This window comes from Lysinibacillus sp. NPDC097162 (genome assembly GCF_044762185.1).
GTDB lineage: Bacteria > Bacillota > Bacilli > Bacillales_A > Planococcaceae > Lysinibacillus.
The window spans coordinates 332,430-350,411 of sequence record NZ_JBIWDT010000001.1 but is presented as its reverse complement, the minus strand read 5'-3'; the positions used below and the strand labels follow the sequence as shown (position 1 = coordinate 350,411).

Here is a 17,982-nt window from a genome sequence, read left to right as displayed (position 1 = left end):
CCTGCCTTGACTGCGATTGCCTTGATTGTCATATTGTTCGTTACGCTAATTGGCGATGTGTAAGGTATAGAAGCATTAGTTGGCGTACTACCATCTGTTGTGTAATAGATTGTTGCCCCCACTGTAGAAGTCGATAACTCTACAGTTGTGCCGGACGTTACGACTCCACTAGGTGGATTCGCCGTAGGCATACTGGCCGGTGATACAACCGTATGGGCTGTCGTCAGGGAAGAACCGTCTATTGCGTTTCCATCCCTTGTGTACTCGATTCGCAATTGATGATCACCTAGTGCTAAATTCGTAATTGCGAAAGAGGTCGACGAATAAGCATAGTTATCAAGGTTTAAATTATAGGGTTGGTAGTTATTAGGTGAAGTTCCTTGACCCTTGAGAGTTATCGTCCCGTTCGCTTCCAGTATCATTTCTCCCACGTAACGAACTGGCGCTACATTTTCCCACACCTTAACAATACGATTCATTGAATCTACCGCTACAAGCTTTGTGTATTCAGTATTGGCTGAATACGAAAAGGTCCAATAAGTAAGGCCGTTCCATTCAATCGTGTCCACAGTAGTGTAACCGCTGGAGCAGGTGGCACAGATCAAGTTTGCGCCCGCCACAGCAGGTGCATCATATTGAGACCTGTTCTTAATAATCGGTTCGCTGCTTAAGATCTCCGTAGAATCTAATAAAGTATTACCATCATATAACTTAATGACAGCTCCTGGAACAAACTCATTAACAGAAGCATTAATCTGAACACTACTGCCATAAACCGATGTGGAGGGAACTTCTAATCTCACATCCAACGAGGTTGAAGCTCCAACTGCCAGCCTTTGGAATGACCCCACGTCCTTTGGTATCATCACTGCTTGATTATTAATTTTATCAGGTATGGTAATATCTTTAGCTGTTCCTTTGTATTTTGTAATGGTTACGCCTGTACTATTGGTCTGCGTTTCAAAATCTACTTCACTATTTACTGCACTAGCGCCATATACTGTTATATTTCCCCATTGTAAATGAATGAGTAACACTATTAGGAATAGGCTAGGTATTTTTTTCATGTAGTCTTCTCCCATTCTCTTTTTTTCCTCTGTAGTAGCAATCTCCACTCAATTTGCTTACATATAACTTCATAATAAGCTAAGTTAAAAGATAGTAATACTGACAAATGTTAATGGTTTGACAATTAACATTTCAAATTAGGAACCAGCATGCTAGTTTGCGGTAAAAAATAGGTTATAGTGTTGTACCCTTACGAACCTAATCTTCTAAGAAGTTCATAGTTCATACTCCTCCTATTTTGTTTGAATGCTCCTATTTTATTGACATAAAAACACCCCTTTAGACCAAATTACCTACAGGGGTGTTTCAGTGTGACTTTATACAAATGTCGCAACTATATTTTATTCAGAACATCAAGAAATGCACCTATAAGTTAGCTACAATAAAATATCTAAGCCTATTACTACAAATCAGAGGATAACATTCCATAAACCATACTATCTGTCCATTCATTTTTATTCCAAAAATCTTGTATGAAATGGGCTTCCTTTCTCATGCCTATCCGTTCACATAATTTTTGTGAAGCTGTATTCCGTGCATCAAGATTAGCTTGTATACGATGGACATTAAACTCACTAAATAATTTAATGACCAAATTACTTACTGCTTCAGTAGCCAAACCTTTCCCAGCTACTTCATTTGAAAAACTATAACCAATCTCAACCGTATCTTTCATATCTGTATACCATACAGATAGATCACCAACTACTTTAGTCTTGTATATAACTGCCAAACTTAACATTGATTCTTTCGTCAGTGCACTGTTCACTAGCTTCTTATTAAATCTTGTCTGCATATCTTCATGAGTCCACTTATTATGTAATAGGAACTTACATGTATCATCATTATTATAAATAGTAAATACATCCTGTAAATCAGTAATCTTAAATGGTCTAATTAGTAATCTTTCTGTAGTGATTTCCAAGTTAGCTCTCCTCCCTTGCATTCATTCAACAAAACCTTTTTCTCATAGTATCCTTCTTCGACTTTTCTTCACAATCTCCACGTCCAATTTTATTATCGTATTATCTGGCCTGTTTGTTGAATAAATTAACTCAAATTTACAAATACATTTATTATTTTTCAACGACTAATCAAACTTTAATACAAATGATCAAACTATTTTATAATCATACATTTTAAATATTCATCCCCGCTAAGCCAAAGTATCGACAAACATCCTGTCTGTATGTCCAAACCAAAAAAATAGCCCCCTTAGTAAATAAATAAGAGGGCATAATGTAATTTCTAATCTATCACTTATCTTCAACTGGCTTTAGTGAATTCATTGGAAGGTAAACAGCATTATCGAGTCTTTCTTCTAAGTCATCGGATACATATATATAACCATTAATTTCTTGATCATACCTTGAAAAAACAGTACTCCCCTTTTTCATAATTCTTTCAGTTTTAGATTCTTTTAATGGAACGCCTTTCCCCTCTTCATCTCTTGTTAGTTCATAACGCACACCTCTTTCTCTTGATATTGTCTCAGCGATTTTAAGGTCTGTACCAGAATACTCGTAACAAAATTCCTCACTACCATCACCACTTTCGCAATACTTTAGTAGTTGTCCATTATTTGTATCCTTGAAATAAATACCCCATGGTCCTTCTAGTTTAAAGTGAGATCCGTAATATAAGCCGTCATTAATCCCATCGCGCGTAATAACAATATAAGTTGGTTTGTTATAAAAAGATGAACGAATTTCTATTGGTACTTCTTTGAAAACTACTAAATCCGTTGCTTGTACGCGGTATTGGCCCATTTGATAGAATATTTTTTTATCATATTTTTCAATATCATACGTTCTAAAGAAGTTATTTCGCTTAACCACTAAAGATTCAAACGTACCATCTGAATTTTTCTTGTATACCTTAATGTCTTTTTTAAAGGTCATTTTCCCTGTTTGCCCTTTTACAACTTCTGCTCCATCATACATCACTTTCGCTTCTGATTTTGTTGGATTTACTACTGAAAATACAAATGCTGCTAGTATCACGATAAATAATTTTTTCATTATTCTCCTCCTTCTCAGTTTTACAAACATAATTTCTTAGTATTATATACCAGTAACTTAATATGATGAATAAACAAAAAGACCAAGTACTCACCTAATAAGGAGCGCTTTGTTATTAGTTTATTGAATCAGGAGTCTAACATAAAGGACATAACATATTTTATATGACTATTATGTTATGTCCTTTAAATACAACTAATCGGCAGTTAAGTGAATAAAAAGAGACACCTATGCAACAATCGCGCCCGATTGTTGAAGATCGTTATTGAACTAAAGACCCGTTAGTTGCACAATTAAAAATGTAAAAACTTTAGTTTAAGGGTCCGTATATATCAATAAAACTCCCAGTATAGGCATCCATCACAATCGTTGGCTCAATGCCATTATATTTTATTGTTACTTCCCACTGCATTCTATTTGTTAATTGATTCCAAAACCCACTCTTTTGATTGAGCGTTGCTCTAATATTTTCTATCGGGATTTCATTTAAATCAACATAAGAAATTGACTTACTCCACTCCTCTGGTGGTTTTTGCAAGTATCGTTCTGCACTAGATATCGCTTCTACTGTACTCATAATATGCGACTGATATATGTATAAAAAAATCATTGCCATAACAACAAAGCCTAACAATATCTTTTTCAAGTGAACACCTCCATCTATAAATATATACCTGCTAAGAGTTAATCAACTCCTTATTGAACAAAACCGCTTCGTTAGTTGAGGAAAAAACACCCAAATCATCGTTTGGTACCATTGCTTAAAAGCTTGTTTGCTCAATAAATTAGCCCTTTAGTGAAAAACTTATCCTTGTTACAGAAACGCGCCCTATTCTTGAATAAAGTACAATCCCTAAATAGAATAGTGCCCAATTATAGAAGAACAACTTACAATGTTTTCGAGTTCCATTAATTGTTAATGCCACTTTAGCATAATTAAAAACTAAAAAAATGTTTTATTTATTCAATTTAGTGGAATAGATTGAATGTAAACATATATTGGAGGGATAAATAATGACAGTCAAATTGACAGTAGAAAACGTAGTACAAGCGAAACAAGAAGTGGAGAAATTAGAAGCACAAGGATATCTTCGAGATAACATTTACATCTTTGCGCACTATGAAGAACGTGAAGATGATATTAACGAAGCACTGGGGACAGAAGAAGCTGGTATTAGTGAGCAAGGGTTCCTGACTTCTATGAAGAACCTGGTGAATTCCCGTGGAGATGAACTCCGCAATAAGTTAGCTTCTGTCGGATTAAGTAAATCGGAAGCTGCTCAATTCGAAGAGGTACTTGATACAGGTAAATTGGTCTTAGTTGCCAATAAGTAAAAACAAACCCGGGAATCCAATCCCGGGTTTGTTTTTCATTTTACAAGTCTCCTCGTATTGCTTGGACTCTGTATTCCAGATGGCCTTTCAACCAAGTCAGTATAAAAACCGAAAACCCATCCTTCTTTATTGTCAATGATCTGCTCGAGGAAATCTTCATCTTCTTAAACATTATGGCCCTTTAATGAAAACGAGCGTTGATCCTTGTTACAGTATCGAGCCCTTATATAGAAGACTTGATTTCAAGATAATACATTACAATTTCCATTGTTCCCCTGTTACTTAAAAATAAGAAAAAGGGGTCGGTGTCCGTTTAAAAAATAAAGTTTGTCGATCACCCGACAAACTGAATTAAACTGACTCGTAAAAAAAGCAGTGACGGACTAGGAATACGAAAGACCTAGACTGCCGCTGCTATTATTGTGCTAACGTATTCCGGTTAGCGTAATCTATTTTAGGTGACAAGGTCATCTACCCGTCTGGTAAACGAGACCTATGGCTCCAGAATCAAATGTCTTGTTTTCGATAAGTTTAAGATTGATTTTCTCCTTGAGACCTTGGAATAACGGCAACCCGCTGCCGACCAGGACGGGAGAAACCGTAATCTTATACTCATCAATTAAATCAAGCTGCATAAGGTAGTGTGCTAATCTAGGACTTCCTAAGATGACCATATCCTTGCCTGGCTGCTGTTTGAGGTTCTTGATCTCTTCCTCGACATCTTCTTTCACCAGTCTGGAATTGTTCCATTCGACCTTCTCCAGCGTCGTGGAAAAAACGATTTTGGCTGTCTTTTCGATCCACTCGGCATGATTCCGTTCGTACTGCGAAGCTGATGGGTTCGAAGGCACAGATGGCCAGTAACTATGCATCATTTGATAAGTCCCACGTCCCCAAATGACAGTGTCGGCAGTACTCAAAATTTCTTTCGCGTGTTTCTCCAAATCAGAATCGTAGGAAACCCAGCCAATGTCCATTTCACCGTTTGGCCCTTCTACAAAACCGTCAAGCGATGCGTGCAGAAATAGAACAAGTTTTCTCATTTTCAGTTCTCCTTTGTTCATGAAGGATGTCACATTATACTTTGCAGTTTTCATTAATGTTATGTGCAGAATCAAGTATAGCACACATAACAAGCAATAATTTCTTCTAGATTGCAAAATTTCTTTATTTAACAATTTGACCCTATAATAAAAAAACACTCGGCTAATTGTATGCAAATAGTTACACTTAACCTTTTTGCAGTTTAGTTCAATAACAGTCACGAAACGATTAATTAATACCTTTTTTGTGTAGAAAATGTGTAGAAACTTTTCATTTTCTATCCTTTTCTAACGGTTTCTCAAAAAAGAAAAACGCCTCAAACCCTTGTTGTAAAAGTATTTGAAGCACTTTTCAGTTGGTTCAAACTTGTTCTATCTGAACCTTTAGACGTCCCAGGATATCAAGCAATCTGAGTCAATGAATTTAGTTATGAAAGGTTCGAGGAGTGTCAAGAAAGGATTTTTTAAACATAAAAAAAGAAAAGATGACTTTTATAGTCACCTTTTCACTTATATTAGCAATTTAGTTATTGAATGTTTGTTCGTAACGGTGGAAGAATGCCACTGTGTGCGCTCTTGCTAGAGAATCATTTGGTTTAAACTCTTCATTTGTTTTAGTGGTTGTTAAACCATTATCACGAAGAAATTGAATAGCTTCTGACTGAGATACAGTCTTACCATAATGCATTGAAGCTAAGATACGAGCGAAGTTACCCCGTGTGATATCCTTACCTGCAATAGCTTGTTTGGATGCTGTGTTTGCACCTAAAACTGGTAGAGCGTATTTTGTAGCCAGTTGGTAGTTTACGTCTCCATACCATGAAGTAATTGCTATCGTTGAAGCTAGTTCTGATGGTTTGAAGTAACGTAATAGGATAGATAACATTTGATTTTCCGTTAAGTTAGTGTACGGTTTAAGTAAGTTTTCGTACTTACCTGTTGATGGGTTTTTCACGTTTGGGTATCCACTAATGATACCGATGTTGACTGCCCACTTAAAATCCTCAGCCCAGTATTGGTTTGCATTGTAATCAGCAAACTTTGATACATCAACATTTCCCGTTGTTGGCGGTGTTACTGGAGGTGTTGGCGTTGGTGTTGAAGCTGAGTAGTTTAAATAACTTGATGCAACATACCCCTCTGTCCCGTCACTTCTTTTCACAGGATACCAAACAAAATGGTTTTTCTTCGTTGATACTTTTTCATATTCAAAAGGACCCGTAATGGTAACAATTTCACCTTCACGTAAAGTACCCAAAGAAGGACTATCCGTAGTAGGTCTTGTCCTAAATGTTACATTCGTTATTGCACTAACTTTTTGATTTGTTTCAAAAAGATACTTAGATTTTGTTAATGGTAAATCAAAATCATAGTTCATTGTTGAAAATTTAATATTTTCCCTACTGTTAGAGTCATATTGAAATTGTTCACGTGAAAAAGGTAGCTCTGTTAAGTCTATTAATTCCAATTTATTTATGATTCGGAGAATTCTTTCTTGATAGGCATTGGTATTTCTTTCACCAGTTGCTTGAACAATTGGACTATTTAATGGCTTAGTACCGTTATAAGCCATGATAGCGAAGTACCAATGTTCCAGTACATCTCTTTCCCCACCGTTGATGCTAGGTAAATCCTTTCGCTTAAACATATCATCTAGAGTCTCTACACCAGCTTGTATATTATAGACAATATCGCTTTTTAGTCTATCTTGATTGTAGCCGACTTGATTTGTAATTTGCATAATGCCAATTCCATTATCAGCTGTCACAATCGCTTCACCATTCATATCAAAATGACGCCAATTTCCACTTTCACCTTCCGCTATTGCCTTCACAATTTCAGGAGGAACATCATAAATCAGTGCTGTTTCGGTTAACAAACAGTTCATTGTGGAATAATCAGGGTTTACTTTCGATGCCGAATCATACTTACATGTATTTGCAATATTATTAGCTAATACATTATTATCTATGTTTATAGATAGCGAGATGGCACCAATAGCAATAACACTAATCAATGGTTTCAATATTTTTTTCATATGTGATTATTACACTTCCTTTCATATTTTTATAGTTAAAAGATTCAGATATATGTTATCATAAACCCAATATTTAGGATATGGGTATTAATCAATGTTTCTTTCATTTAACAGGATTGAGTGATAAATGATAGCTCTAACATATATTGTTTAATTTTAATTCGGTGAAAAGGTGATAAATAGTAATTGTTGGATTTTTACTTTTTTGTAAAATAGGTAAGCTTCCTAAAATATTGACCAAAACGCCAAGCGATTTTGTTCTGCAACGTGTTCCTTAAAATAGTCAACAAGAGGGAGTGCTTTATAAGTTTTTTACTTCCATAAACATATTTAAATTATATACAAAAACCATACTTTGACATTGTCTAAAGCATGATTTTTATTTGAACTAATATGAAACTGCTTAGGTAATTTTTTAGCTCAGCTATTTATTGAATTCATTAACTGAAAGAAGTACTCCGGTTTATGAGTCTTATTTAGGTTATACCATGAATGTAATGTGTCGGGTGCAAAGACGTCTAATTTTTTTAGTACTTCCATCGTAAATTCTAGAGGTGCTACTCCTGATGCAGTAATCAAATTCTCACCAGATACCGCAGGTCTCATCTCATAATATTTTTCTCCTTTATAATTAGGACAGACCATTTTAATATACTCTAAGTCACTGCTTGTGTGTTTTCTAGAATCTAAGTATCCCATATTTGCAAGGGCCTCAGTTGCACCACAAATTGCAGCAACAATAGTGCCAAACTTTAAAGCTTGGCCAACTCTCTCCAAGATAGGTTGATGAATTTCTTCACTCCAAGTAATCCCTCCTGGTAAAATTAAAAGATCTTTACTCTCAATAATACATTCATCAAGTGAAATATCTGGTTTTATGCTCAGTCCTCCCATAGTAGTAATAATTTCTTTATTAGCTCCTACTGTAATTACTTTTAAAGGTGGTAAGTCTTTTTTGAAATATCTTCCTGAGTTTAGTTCAGCAATTAAATATCCATATTCCCAGTCCGACATTGTATTAAAGACATATAGAAAAACTTTTTTTGTTTGCATCCAAACACTCCAATCACATTTGATATAGCTATTATAAAATAACTTCCCTGACAGTTACCGTCAGGGAAGTTATCATACTTGATGAAAATTTATTAATTCCGTCAGAACTTCAATAATTCTTTTCTTAAGACTTATTGGCTCGATAACTTTAATAGATTTATTGTACGGTAAAAGTAAATAAGGTACATATGTATGTATTATATCTTTTTCAAGAAGAAAAACTGCTTGATTTGAAGTCCGTGTTTGTAAATAATGTCCTAAAAACCAATGTTGGCAAATATCATCCAATGTTAGTGAATTCCCATTAATAACCAAATGAATAATTACTTCCGTATCTTCTATAGTTGGAAGGAGGTTTTTCATAAAAAAGTCACGTGCTGAAAAATTTTCTGGCCGGTTAAACTTATTTTCGGTTAGCGTTAGACTTTCAATTCGATCTACTCTAAAACTACGGATTTCATTCCTAAGATGACAAAACCCAATCACATACCACTTATTATTCCAATAAATAATTCTGTAAGGATCAATACATCTATACTTTGATTGATTCTCGCCACTTTTATGGTAAAGAATTTTTAAAGAGTTTCCGTCAGCTACAGCCTGCTCCAACTCCTTCAAGAAAGGATCCATAGGCTGAGAACTTAATCGACTTATTACTTCAAGACTGGTCAAATGTTGGTTTATCTTTATTTTCTGCTCTTGATTTGAATATTTGCTTAGCTTTGAAATAGCACTATTTAGTGCTTCGCCACCATAATATCCAGCTTCATCTGCAAAAACAGCAGCATGATAAAGTGAAGTTTGCTCCTCAAAATCAAAAAATAGAGGAGCCTCAATAAAATTGTTCAATAGAGTGTATCCACCGTTATGTCCTGGTTCTGAAATTATAGGTACGCCACTTGTTGAAAGTGTATCAATATAACGATACACAGTCCTTATATTCATCTCTAACTTTTCTGAAATTTGTTGTGCAGTAATTTTTTCACCTGAACGAAGCATCCATAGAATTGCTAACATATTGTCAATTTTAGGCATGAAATTCCACCTCTATATAGAATTTATTATCTATCATATAGTAATAAGTAAACTTTAGTTTATCATTTAAATTTAACTTATTTCCTTGAATTAGATTATTCTGTCCTTTTCGTTTAAGTATAAATTTAACAATCTATTTCTGATTTTTAGTATAACCCATCAACTGCGTTATTCCACAATCTGGCCTTTTAATGAAATCGAGCGCTGATCCCTGTTACAGAATCGCGCCCTTTAATGGAATAACTGAAATATGATCTTAGCCATAAAAATACGTAATACTTCTTGAACTAATGTAATGTACCCCGTTAGTTTAAGTACATAACTTCACAATTTGCTGGTCAAACGATGCCTAAATTATGTATTAAAAAGCAATCAACGTTGTTCGTGTATCATTTTCATCTGTAATGTACTCAATATTTTCGTAACCAGCAGTTATTGCCTTAGAGAATAAATGCTTAACGGTTACTTGGTCCTTGGAATAGATTGTTACATAGGAGGAATCGACCAATAGGAGTACAAATGTACATTCACTTTCAACAAATTCTTGATAGGTTTCAATTTCTCTCACATCTGACTTTTTCGGAAATCCTTTTAAATCAACAAATATAAGATAATAATCTTCTCTTGAAATTTGCTTATATAGTCCTTCCTCATTTAACACGCTGATATTTGGAAATAGTGGGTCCCCTAATGTATTATTTTCAATAAAATATGATTCTCCACCACCAATTTTCAAAGTTAATCCTTTTAAATTGATGCCATCTAATATCTCTAACAAATATTTCCCGTAAGCGTTGGGAATTTCAAAAGATATACCTCTCACTCGTAACCCCCATTTCTCTTTTTTTAATTAACCTGCCCCTATAGTTTAAGTATAATCTTTCACAAAAACCAATCTAGCATTACCATAAGTAATCAATTTTTCTTAGGATTCTTCCTCCACTAAATGGCCCTTTAATGAAAACGAGCACTGATCCATGTTAAACTCGCCTGATTGTTGAAGATAGATTAAGTTTTATGAGCTGATTTACATTATTAAAAACAATAATAAAAGCGTTAATCCATACTAGATTAACGCCATGTTCGTTTAAGTACTTTTTCCACTGATTTAATCATCCCACCAAATTATTTTACGGCTTTCCAAATGGTCCATCTATCTCTTTCTACAATATTATTTTCAGTCGAAATTGCTTTATCTATATAATTAATTAATAAGTTTAATTCTTTATCGTCCAATTCGTGTAAAATACTTCTTCCTGTTCTCTCACTCAAGTCTTTTAGTAATTGCTCTTTATTTTTATACACTTTTCTTGTTTCCCACAACTGTACTTCTTGAATTTCTCTAAACCCAACCTCTGAAAGTGTTTTTATTACAAATTGGCTATTGTATCTGCGTTTAGTCTCTTTCTCAATTAATTGTGGAAATAGTTCAAAGAAATATCCCCTAATGTGACTATCATTACCTTTTAATAAGCAATCTTCAGGTGTACGGTCTTGAACAATATAAATTCCTTTGTCCTTTAATAGTCGATATGCCTCTTCAAAACATTTTTGCAAATCATTTATATGATGTATCAATGCTCTTTCAAGAAGTAAATTGTAATCGTTGCTTTCTAAGCTTGTATGAAGAGCATCACCTTGCTTAAATGATATGTTTTGAAATTCTCTACAGTTATCTCTTGCACCTTTTAGTATTTCTTCGGAAAAATCGACTCCGGTAACAGAGGCTACTCCCATTTCAGATATCGCCTTTGAATAAATACCTCCACCACACCCTATATCCAACGCCTTAGAGATATTGTCGAACTGTACCAGATCCTTTATAACCTTAACCCACGAATCATCTGCTTTTCGAGTTGAATAAGTATTACGGTTTTTCTCATTATGAAAATCAATACCCATTTAAACTCCCCCATGACAACTTTAGATTATTTCAACAGGAATGTTTAGTTACATTCGGCTTTAACGCATGTTTTTACCTTCTATTACCAATAGTATATCAATAATTTCATAAGTAAATTTTTAAATAATTATTAATATACATAAGTTTATCTAATAGAACTATTCTTTAATAAAATAAATCTGTTCTTCCAATATAATCCTTCAATCTCAATTAAGAATGTAAGAACATTTCTTAACAATCTGGACCTTTAATGAAAACGTGCGCTAATCCTTGTTACAGAATCGCGCCCGATTGTTGAAAATCGTTATTCAACTAAAGCTCTCGTTAGTTGAATAATAGACAAGAAAGGTAATTACTTTATTAATTGTTCTCCTGTTAAAATCTCATATAGATTCGCTTGATCTTGCTCTGTTAATTTCACATATCTACCGCTGTCCGTAACAATTTCTAAATTTTCACCGCTTATACTAATAAAGAATAGTACATACTTATAATACGGTTCACCTTAATGTAGTTAGTTTCCATTTTATATATTTATTTATCCTTACCAGCGATTCATCGCTATTTTCACCAAGACAACGTATAATAAGAGAAGCAGAAGAAGAATTTATTTTTCCTCTAGTGAAAAAAAGAGGTGCTATTACTTGAAACAGTTTGAAACAGCATTACCTGAGCAGTATGAAGTATTAAAAAAACAGGCCAATTATACGTCTAGCTGGCGAGAGCGTTTAGACGCAGTCGAAATGTTATCGGCTTATCAACATGACAAAATCATAGATTTATTAAAAAATCGTATGGAGCATGATACTGTCAACAAGGTGCAATTAGCAGCCTATGAAGCACTCGTGGCTTTTGGTGAGGACGTAGAGAAGCCATCACCTGCACGTTTTGATATTATTAAAGGAACAGATAAAATTTTCCTACGGGTGAAAAAGAGCTTGCCGAAGGACCATACAGTGGCAGAATTTGCGGATAAACTAAAACGTATGCGTTTAGATGTCTTTGATGCGTATGAAGGCGACAAAGGTGTAGAATTTATGAACTGGTTAGAGGAACGTTGGGCAAAGCTATAATCAGTAGTTTTGCGATTTATGAAGGAAAGTCATTTTCTCCGCTTGTGGAGTGAATGGCTTTTTCTTATCTTATGCTGCTATTCATCGAAACTAATTAAATTGTATTAGTTCATTTCTTTGATCATCTATTTTATTGTTTAATGATAAATGCTTATATTCATTCCTATCATCACAAACGTATGTAAGCTAAATTAAAAAATCTGAGTCCAATACAATACCGGACTCAGATATTAGCAGTTGCTTAAATTATTTGTCTAACTTTTTTGGTCAGATCACATCATGTTTTAAGTGATCCCTATGGCAACCGCAACAATTAACGCCAGACAAGCAATAACTACCCAACCAAGTATCATCTTCCAAATAAATTTAATCCACTTTTCATATGGGATACCTGCTACAGCTAAATATGCCATTAATGCCGATGAAGTTGGGATGATAGAGTTTGTTAGAGAATCGCCATATTGAAAGGCTAAAACAGCTACTTGTCGTTCTAATCCTAATAAATCAGTAATTGGAATCATAATTGGCATTGTTGCTGCTGCCTGTCCACTGCCTGATGAAATAAATAAATTTAAAATTGCTTGGATAATTAACATGCCGATTGCGCTTATAGCATGTGGTAAATGTCCAATTGTTTCAGATGCTGCATACACAATCGTATCAATAATTTTCCCTTGCTCTAAAACAACCGTAATGGCACGGGCAAAGCCTACAATTAAAGCACCAAACGTTACAGCCTTAGCTCCCTCAATAAAGGAATCAAAGATAGTGGCAGGTTTTAAACCACCAATTAATCCTGCAACTAACCCCATAATTAAAAAGGATGCAGTTAGCTGTGTTAAGAACCAACCCCAATTAAAGACACCATAAATATTAAAGCCAATTCCACAAGCCATGACAATAAATACAAATTTATGCTTTCCAGTTAATGTAGGAATGTCAATCACTGATACATTGGATTTAGCTTTTTGCTCAATATCATAAATAACGCTTGCCTGAGGGTTCTTTTTCACCTTAAAAGCATAGCGAGATACATAGAAAATAGCAAAGCCTAATACAAAAACATAGACTACTGCACGGAAGCCAATCCCTGAGAATAATGGTACATCTGCTAATGATTGCGCAACACCTACTGTAAAGGGATTTAGCATTCCTCCAAAAAATCCACTGGCAGCACCAAGTGTGATCATGGCAGTTCCTGTTATAGCATCAAAGCCCATCGCGCGTGCAATGGCCACACCAATTGGTACGAAAATTATTGTTTCTTCCGCCATTCCCATTGTAAAACCACCAACAGAGAATAAAATCATCGATAAAGGAATAAGCAATTTTTCTCTGCCTTCTAAAGCTTTTACCCCTTTATAGACACCAGCTTCAATGGCACCTGTTTTATGAATAATTCCAAATACACCACTAACTAAAAAAATGTAGAAAATAATTTGAGCTCCTTTTTCAAGCCCCATTGGAATCGCTGTAAACATTTCAAAAAATGAAACTGGATCACTCTCAATATGATGATAGCTTCCATCTACAACGAGCATTCGCCCTTCCTCATCTTCTACACGATCAAACTCACCTGCTGGAACAATATAGCTTAAAATACCCGCTAAAAAAATAATAGCAAAAATAATGGTATATGTATGAGGGACTTTGAGCCAACTCCTCTTCTTTACGCTCTGTTCATTTTCCATTACATCATGCTCCTTTTATAAATTTAGACATATAACAACTTTGTCGTTAATATGTCGTTAATAAAAAATAAATATACAGGAGTTAAAATTCTTTGTAAAGTCTTAATTTTCCCTCATTTCAAAAATAAATTGGTAGTTGCCTAATAAAGCTTTCTTCAACGACCTTGATGAGAGATAGGATACTTCTACCTGCTAACAAAAAAATGTCATGCTCGTTTAAACAAATTAATAATGCGTTCATTAGATACTCATAAAGAGCTAATTCCTCTCCAGAAAACCTTTCAATATTTGAATGGTTAATGTGTCTATGTCATCGCGATGTTGATATATTTACATAAAAGTTGTGTAGACAATATTTAAAGAAAAATCCAAGAAATGATGATTTAACAGCATTTCTTGGATCTCGGTTTCATTCCAATCTTTCATTTGGGAATGTTATTAATGTTTACTATTATATAAAAATAACTTTCTTGAGATATGTGTAACCATTTGAGTTAACCATAGGGACTTTTTAACATATGTCTTCGTTGAAGAAGTATCAGTTAAATGAAATGATTTAACTACTTTTTAACATGTATTACTTTGTATCCAACGAATAAGATTAAAAACCAAACTGGCGCGACATATAGGGCAACACGCATATCTGGAATAAATGCCATTAACACAATAACCATTAGTAAGAATGCAATGGCAATATACGTAGAAAGTGGATACAGCGGAATTTTAAATTTCAGTTCGGCTACTTCCTCTTTCGTTTTTGACTTTCTAAATTTCAATTGTGCTAATAAAATAATCATCCAACTTGTAATGACTGCAACAGTCGCAACGGCAGAAATATAGATGAACACTTTTTCAGGTACTACGTAATTTAAAACAACCGCAATTAATAACACCGCTGAAGAAAATAAAATCCCTCTACGTGGACTACCGTTTTTACTTACTGTTTTAAAATATTTTGGAGCATTTTTTTGTACCGATAAGTTGTGTAGCATACGTCCTGAACCGTATAAACCACTATTAAATGCAGACATTGCTGCTGTGATTACAACAAAGTTAATAATGTGAGCCGCAGCAGGGATACCGACGTAATCGAAAATTTGAACGAACGGGCTTCCTTCTGAACCAACTTCGTTCCAAGGATAAATAACCATCATAATGCCTAATGCACCAATGTAAAAAATTAAAATACGCCAAACGATGTTGTTAATAGCTGAAGGAATTGACTTGCTAGGATTTTTTGCTTCTCCTGCAGAAATACCAACTAATTCAACCCCACCGAATGAGAACATAACTAATACTAGTGACATTAAAATACCATGGAAACCATTTGGCATGAAGCCACCGTGTGCCCATAAATTATCGAAGCCAATTGCTTCACCTTGGTTGCCGACACCGAAGAAAATAATGGCCAATCCTAGAACAATCATACCGATAATCGCAACAACTTTAATCATCGCAAACCAGAATTCGAATTCTCCGTAAGCTTTTACATTTGCTAAGTTTACAAGCATCATAATAAAAAGTACTACAAGGGCAGTTACCCATTGTGGAATATCAGGGAACCAGTAGTTAATGTATACACCGACTACTGTTAATTCAGCCATGCCAACGACAATCCACATGAACCAATACGTCCAACCAGATAAAAACCCAGCAAAGCGTCCTAAATATTTATCCGCGTACGTACTGAAAGAGCCTGATACAGGTTCCTCTACTGCCATTTCGCCTAATGCACGCATAATTGTGAAAATTACTAATCCGCCAATTAAATAAGCTAGTAAAATAGACGGCCCAGCCATTTGAATTGTTGAACTAGAGCCATAAAATAAACCGACCCCAATGGATCCGCCCAATGCAATTAGTTGCATGTGACGAGTACTTAATCCGCGCTTTAGCTGTGAATCTTGATGATTGTCTTTCATAATGTCATACTCCTAATACGTTTAGATTTTCAAATACTTTGCTCAAAAAAGGAATAAAAAAAAAAACGCCCTTTTGGATTAACCAAAAGGACGATTCAACTCGTGTTACCACCTTTAATTTATAAGCAATTCACATTACTTACCTTAAGAAGTACGGTCATTTGACGATACTCTCGCACATGATTACGGGTGCTTACCGGCGTAGCCTACTTAGAATAATCTGTTCGGTACACGGCTCCAAGATGAATTCTCAATCGTTTTACATGCACCTCTCATCAACCGGTAACTTTCTGTTCGTAAAAATAATTGATACTATTTCTTTTCATAGCCTTTGTTCTATACAAATATTTTTGAATTGTTTTTCATTTTACAGAAAAAAAATATTTTGTCAATATAATTTTCAAAATTTCTTCATAACCCACTTAAATTATATATGACAAATTGCTATGTAAATATAAAATCTAAAAGAAATATTACAACAAATGTTAGTAAAGTTCTTTTAAAAATGTTATTTAACAATCTGGTCTTTTAATGAAAATGAGCGCTGACCTTGTTACAGAATCGTGCCAGATTGTGGAAGATCACACAACTCAATGATTATTTTGTTTACCCTTCAACAATTGCAAGATATTTTTTGATTTCTCCTTTTGATTCAACGATTAAAATATCTCCACGCTCTTTGGTGGAAAAAATCTTTGTACCAACAGGAAGTTTATTCGACATCTCATCTTTAAAATCTGTATTAGCTTCATTTTTTATTTTTATTTCACCGATTTGAATATCTTTTGTTAAAGACAATTCTTCAACCCAATCAATATTAGTTTTGTAGATAACGCCATCATACTGAAAAATATCGGCATCAGAATCTAATGTTAAAACTTCTTCAGCATCTATACTTTCTATTGATACTGTCGTAGTTCCCCCTTGAATATTGCATCCTGTAATCATGAACAAAGCTAATGCAATCAAACCATAGAATAACTTTTTTATATTCAATCCACCCACCTCTTTTATATAGACATAAATTGACTACCAAAAGTTACATATAACTAAACCGCGTCGTTAGTTGAAGAAAAAAAGCCGCCTATGCAAGTCAATATTCTTCAAGTAAAACCCCCCTTTGTTCAATAATGGCTGTGCTACATTACCCTCTTGATGCCAAGTTCTGCAAATGATTTTCTGCTTTCGTTAAGACCTTCCTTATCGTCTAATTGAATCATTTTTATTTCGCTATCCCTCAAAATAATTTCACCCGTGGGATTACTTATTTTTCTCTCAAATATGGAGCGAAACAAATTTATTTGAGCATCGGACATATCGCTATTTGTTCTGTACAAATACACTAATTATAAAAATTTACCAACAATAATTTGACAATTTAACCACTACGTTGTATGGTTAGTTACAAAAGTAATGAACCAATTAACTAGGAGGTGGATTGTGATTTATTCTTTAAGCAATGAAAAACCAATCTTCCAACAAATTCGGGAACGGATTGAAGATGCAATTCTTGATGGGCATCTTCAATCTGAAGATCGCATTCCATCGACAAATGAATTTGCCAAGGAGTATCAAATAAATCCTGCAACAGCAGGAAAGGGTGTGAACGAATTAGTGGAAAAAGGTGTCATCTATAAAAAACGAGGCGTAGGCATGTTTGTTAGTATTGACGCACGAAAGATTTTAATCGCAGAACGTAAGGAAATCTTCTTTGCACAACATATTGAACCGTTGAAAAAAGAGGCAATTCGTTTAGGTATCTCAGATGAAGAATTACAAAATATGTTACAGAGGGGATAA

Annotated in this window: 16 protein-coding genes and 1 other annotated feature; of the genes, 3 read left to right on the top strand and 13 right to left on the bottom strand. The window is 34.5% G+C overall.

The genetic code is table 11. The features are described from left to right. The 4 genes from ACIQXW_RS01635 to ACIQXW_RS01620 form a co-directional block, all read right to left on the bottom strand. A partial coding sequence (locus tag ACIQXW_RS01635; protein ID WP_402759519.1) for a chitobiase/beta-hexosaminidase C-terminal domain-containing protein occupies positions 1 to 1,067 on the bottom strand: 1,067 nt, incomplete at its 3' end. Between the two features lie 404 nt (positions 1,068 to 1,471). After that, positions 1,472 to 1,993: a GNAT family N-acetyltransferase gene (locus ACIQXW_RS01630; RefSeq protein WP_402759517.1), complete on the bottom strand. Its 522-nt coding sequence runs from the start codon at positions 1,991 to 1,993 to the stop codon at positions 1,472 to 1,474. Between the two features lie 331 nt (positions 1,994 to 2,324). Then, positions 2,325 to 3,089, bottom strand: a complete 765-nt coding sequence (locus ACIQXW_RS01625) for a hypothetical protein (RefSeq protein WP_402759515.1) — start codon at positions 3,087 to 3,089, stop codon at positions 2,325 to 2,327. A 310-nt stretch (positions 3,090 to 3,399) separates the two neighbouring features. Then, a complete protein-coding gene (locus ACIQXW_RS01620) occupies positions 3,400 to 3,735 on the bottom strand; it encodes a hypothetical protein (protein ID WP_401020194.1) in 336 nt (111 codons plus the stop codon). A 368-nt stretch (positions 3,736 to 4,103) separates the two neighbouring features. On the opposite strand from ACIQXW_RS01620, the gene ACIQXW_RS01615 reads away from it, so the two are divergent. Continuing rightward, positions 4,104 to 4,424 carry a YflT domain-containing protein gene (locus ACIQXW_RS01615; protein ID WP_340825674.1) on the top strand — a complete coding sequence of 107 codons (321 nt, stop codon included), beginning with the start codon at positions 4,104 to 4,106 and terminating at the stop codon, positions 4,422 to 4,424. A 467-nt stretch (positions 4,425 to 4,891) separates the two neighbouring features. Here ACIQXW_RS01615 and ACIQXW_RS01610 read toward each other — a convergent pair whose 3' ends face one another. The 6 genes from ACIQXW_RS01610 to ACIQXW_RS01585 form a co-directional block, all read right to left on the bottom strand. Then, positions 4,892 to 5,467, bottom strand: a complete 576-nt coding sequence (locus ACIQXW_RS01610) for a dihydrofolate reductase family protein (RefSeq protein ID WP_340825675.1) — start codon at positions 5,465 to 5,467, stop codon at positions 4,892 to 4,894. A gap of 523 nt (positions 5,468 to 5,990) precedes the next feature. Continuing rightward, positions 5,991 to 7,505, bottom strand: a complete 1,515-nt coding sequence (locus ACIQXW_RS01605) for an SH3 domain-containing protein (protein ID WP_402759513.1) — start codon at positions 7,503 to 7,505, stop codon at positions 5,991 to 5,993. Between the two features lie 420 nt (positions 7,506 to 7,925). Next, the gene (locus tag ACIQXW_RS01600) at positions 7,926 to 8,558 is read right to left on the bottom strand and encodes a type 1 glutamine amidotransferase family protein (protein ID WP_402759511.1); all 633 of its coding nucleotides are present in this window, start codon (positions 8,556 to 8,558) and stop codon (positions 7,926 to 7,928) included. A 72-nt stretch (positions 8,559 to 8,630) separates the two neighbouring features. Further along, positions 8,631 to 9,593 (bottom strand): helix-turn-helix transcriptional regulator, encoded by a 963-nt coding sequence (locus ACIQXW_RS01595; protein ID WP_402759509.1) that lies wholly within the window; start codon positions 9,591 to 9,593, stop codon positions 8,631 to 8,633. Between the two features lie 361 nt (positions 9,594 to 9,954). Continuing rightward, positions 9,955 to 10,416 (bottom strand): DUF2691 family protein, encoded by a 462-nt coding sequence (locus tag ACIQXW_RS01590; RefSeq protein ID WP_402759507.1) that lies wholly within the window; start codon positions 10,414 to 10,416, stop codon positions 9,955 to 9,957. A gap of 302 nt (positions 10,417 to 10,718) precedes the next feature. Then, positions 10,719 to 11,495 (bottom strand): class I SAM-dependent methyltransferase, encoded by a 777-nt coding sequence (locus ACIQXW_RS01585; RefSeq protein ID WP_402759505.1) that lies wholly within the window; start codon positions 11,493 to 11,495, stop codon positions 10,719 to 10,721. Positions 11,496 to 12,140: 645 nt separating this feature from the next. Here ACIQXW_RS01585 and ACIQXW_RS01580 point away from each other — a divergent pair. Further along, positions 12,141 to 12,569, top strand: coding sequence for a HEAT repeat domain-containing protein (locus ACIQXW_RS01580; protein ID WP_402759503.1), 429 nt, complete (start codon positions 12,141 to 12,143; stop codon positions 12,567 to 12,569). A gap of 284 nt (positions 12,570 to 12,853) precedes the next feature. Here the strand turns inward: ACIQXW_RS01580 and ACIQXW_RS01575 are convergent, their stop codons facing one another. From ACIQXW_RS01575 to ACIQXW_RS01565, 3 genes are all read right to left on the bottom strand, one after another. Next, positions 12,854 to 14,260, bottom strand: coding sequence for a YfcC family protein (locus tag ACIQXW_RS01575; protein ID WP_340825684.1), 1,407 nt, complete (start codon positions 14,258 to 14,260; stop codon positions 12,854 to 12,856). Between the two features lie 560 nt (positions 14,261 to 14,820). Next, positions 14,821 to 16,182 carry an amino acid permease gene (locus ACIQXW_RS01570; RefSeq protein WP_401020214.1) on the bottom strand — a complete coding sequence of 454 codons (1,362 nt, stop codon included), beginning with the start codon at positions 16,180 to 16,182 and terminating at the stop codon, positions 14,821 to 14,823. 83 nt (positions 16,183 to 16,265) lie between these two features. Continuing rightward, positions 16,266 to 16,517: a binding site (T-box leader), on the bottom strand. A gap of 271 nt (positions 16,518 to 16,788) precedes the next feature. Next, complete coding sequence (locus tag ACIQXW_RS01565; protein ID WP_402759501.1) at positions 16,789 to 17,187, bottom strand: hypothetical protein; 399 nt, start codon at positions 17,185 to 17,187, stop codon at positions 16,789 to 16,791. Positions 17,188 to 17,622: 435 nt separating this feature from the next. Here ACIQXW_RS01565 and ACIQXW_RS01560 point away from each other — a divergent pair, with 435 nt between their 5' ends. After that, positions 17,623 to 17,982 carry a GntR family transcriptional regulator gene (locus ACIQXW_RS01560; RefSeq protein WP_401009365.1) on the top strand — a complete coding sequence of 120 codons (360 nt, stop codon included), beginning with the start codon at positions 17,623 to 17,625 and terminating at the stop codon, positions 17,980 to 17,982.

What these genes read in the sequence shown, in the direction of transcription:
- ACIQXW_RS01625 (WP_402759515.1), bottom strand. Translation starts at nt 3,089, where the DNA reads ATGAAAAAATTATTTATCGTGATACTAGCAGCATTTGTATTTTCAGTA.
- ACIQXW_RS01615 (WP_340825674.1), top strand. Translation starts at nt 4,104, where the DNA reads ATGACAGTCAAATTGACAGTAGAAAACGTAGTACAAGCGAAACAAGAA.
- ACIQXW_RS01610 (WP_340825675.1), bottom strand. Translation starts at nt 5,467, where the DNA reads ATGAGAAAACTTGTTCTATTTCTGCACGCATCGCTTGACGGTTTTGTA.
- ACIQXW_RS01605 (WP_402759513.1), bottom strand. Translation starts at nt 7,505, where the DNA reads ATGAAAAAAATATTGAAACCATTGATTAGTGTTATTGCTATTGGTGCC.
- ACIQXW_RS01600 (WP_402759511.1), bottom strand. Translation starts at nt 8,558, where the DNA reads ATGCAAACAAAAAAAGTTTTTCTATATGTCTTTAATACAATGTCGGAC.
- ACIQXW_RS01595 (WP_402759509.1), bottom strand. Translation starts at nt 9,593, where the DNA reads ATGCCTAAAATTGACAATATGTTAGCAATTCTATGGATGCTTCGTTCA.
- ACIQXW_RS01585 (WP_402759505.1), bottom strand. Translation starts at nt 11,495, where the DNA reads ATGGGTATTGATTTTCATAATGAGAAAAACCGTAATACTTATTCAACT.
- ACIQXW_RS01575 (WP_340825684.1), bottom strand. Translation starts at nt 14,260, where the DNA reads ATGGAAAATGAACAGAGCGTAAAGAAGAGGAGTTGGCTCAAAGTCCCT.
- ACIQXW_RS01570 (WP_401020214.1), bottom strand. Translation starts at nt 16,182, where the DNA reads ATGAAAGACAATCATCAAGATTCACAGCTAAAGCGCGGATTAAGTACT.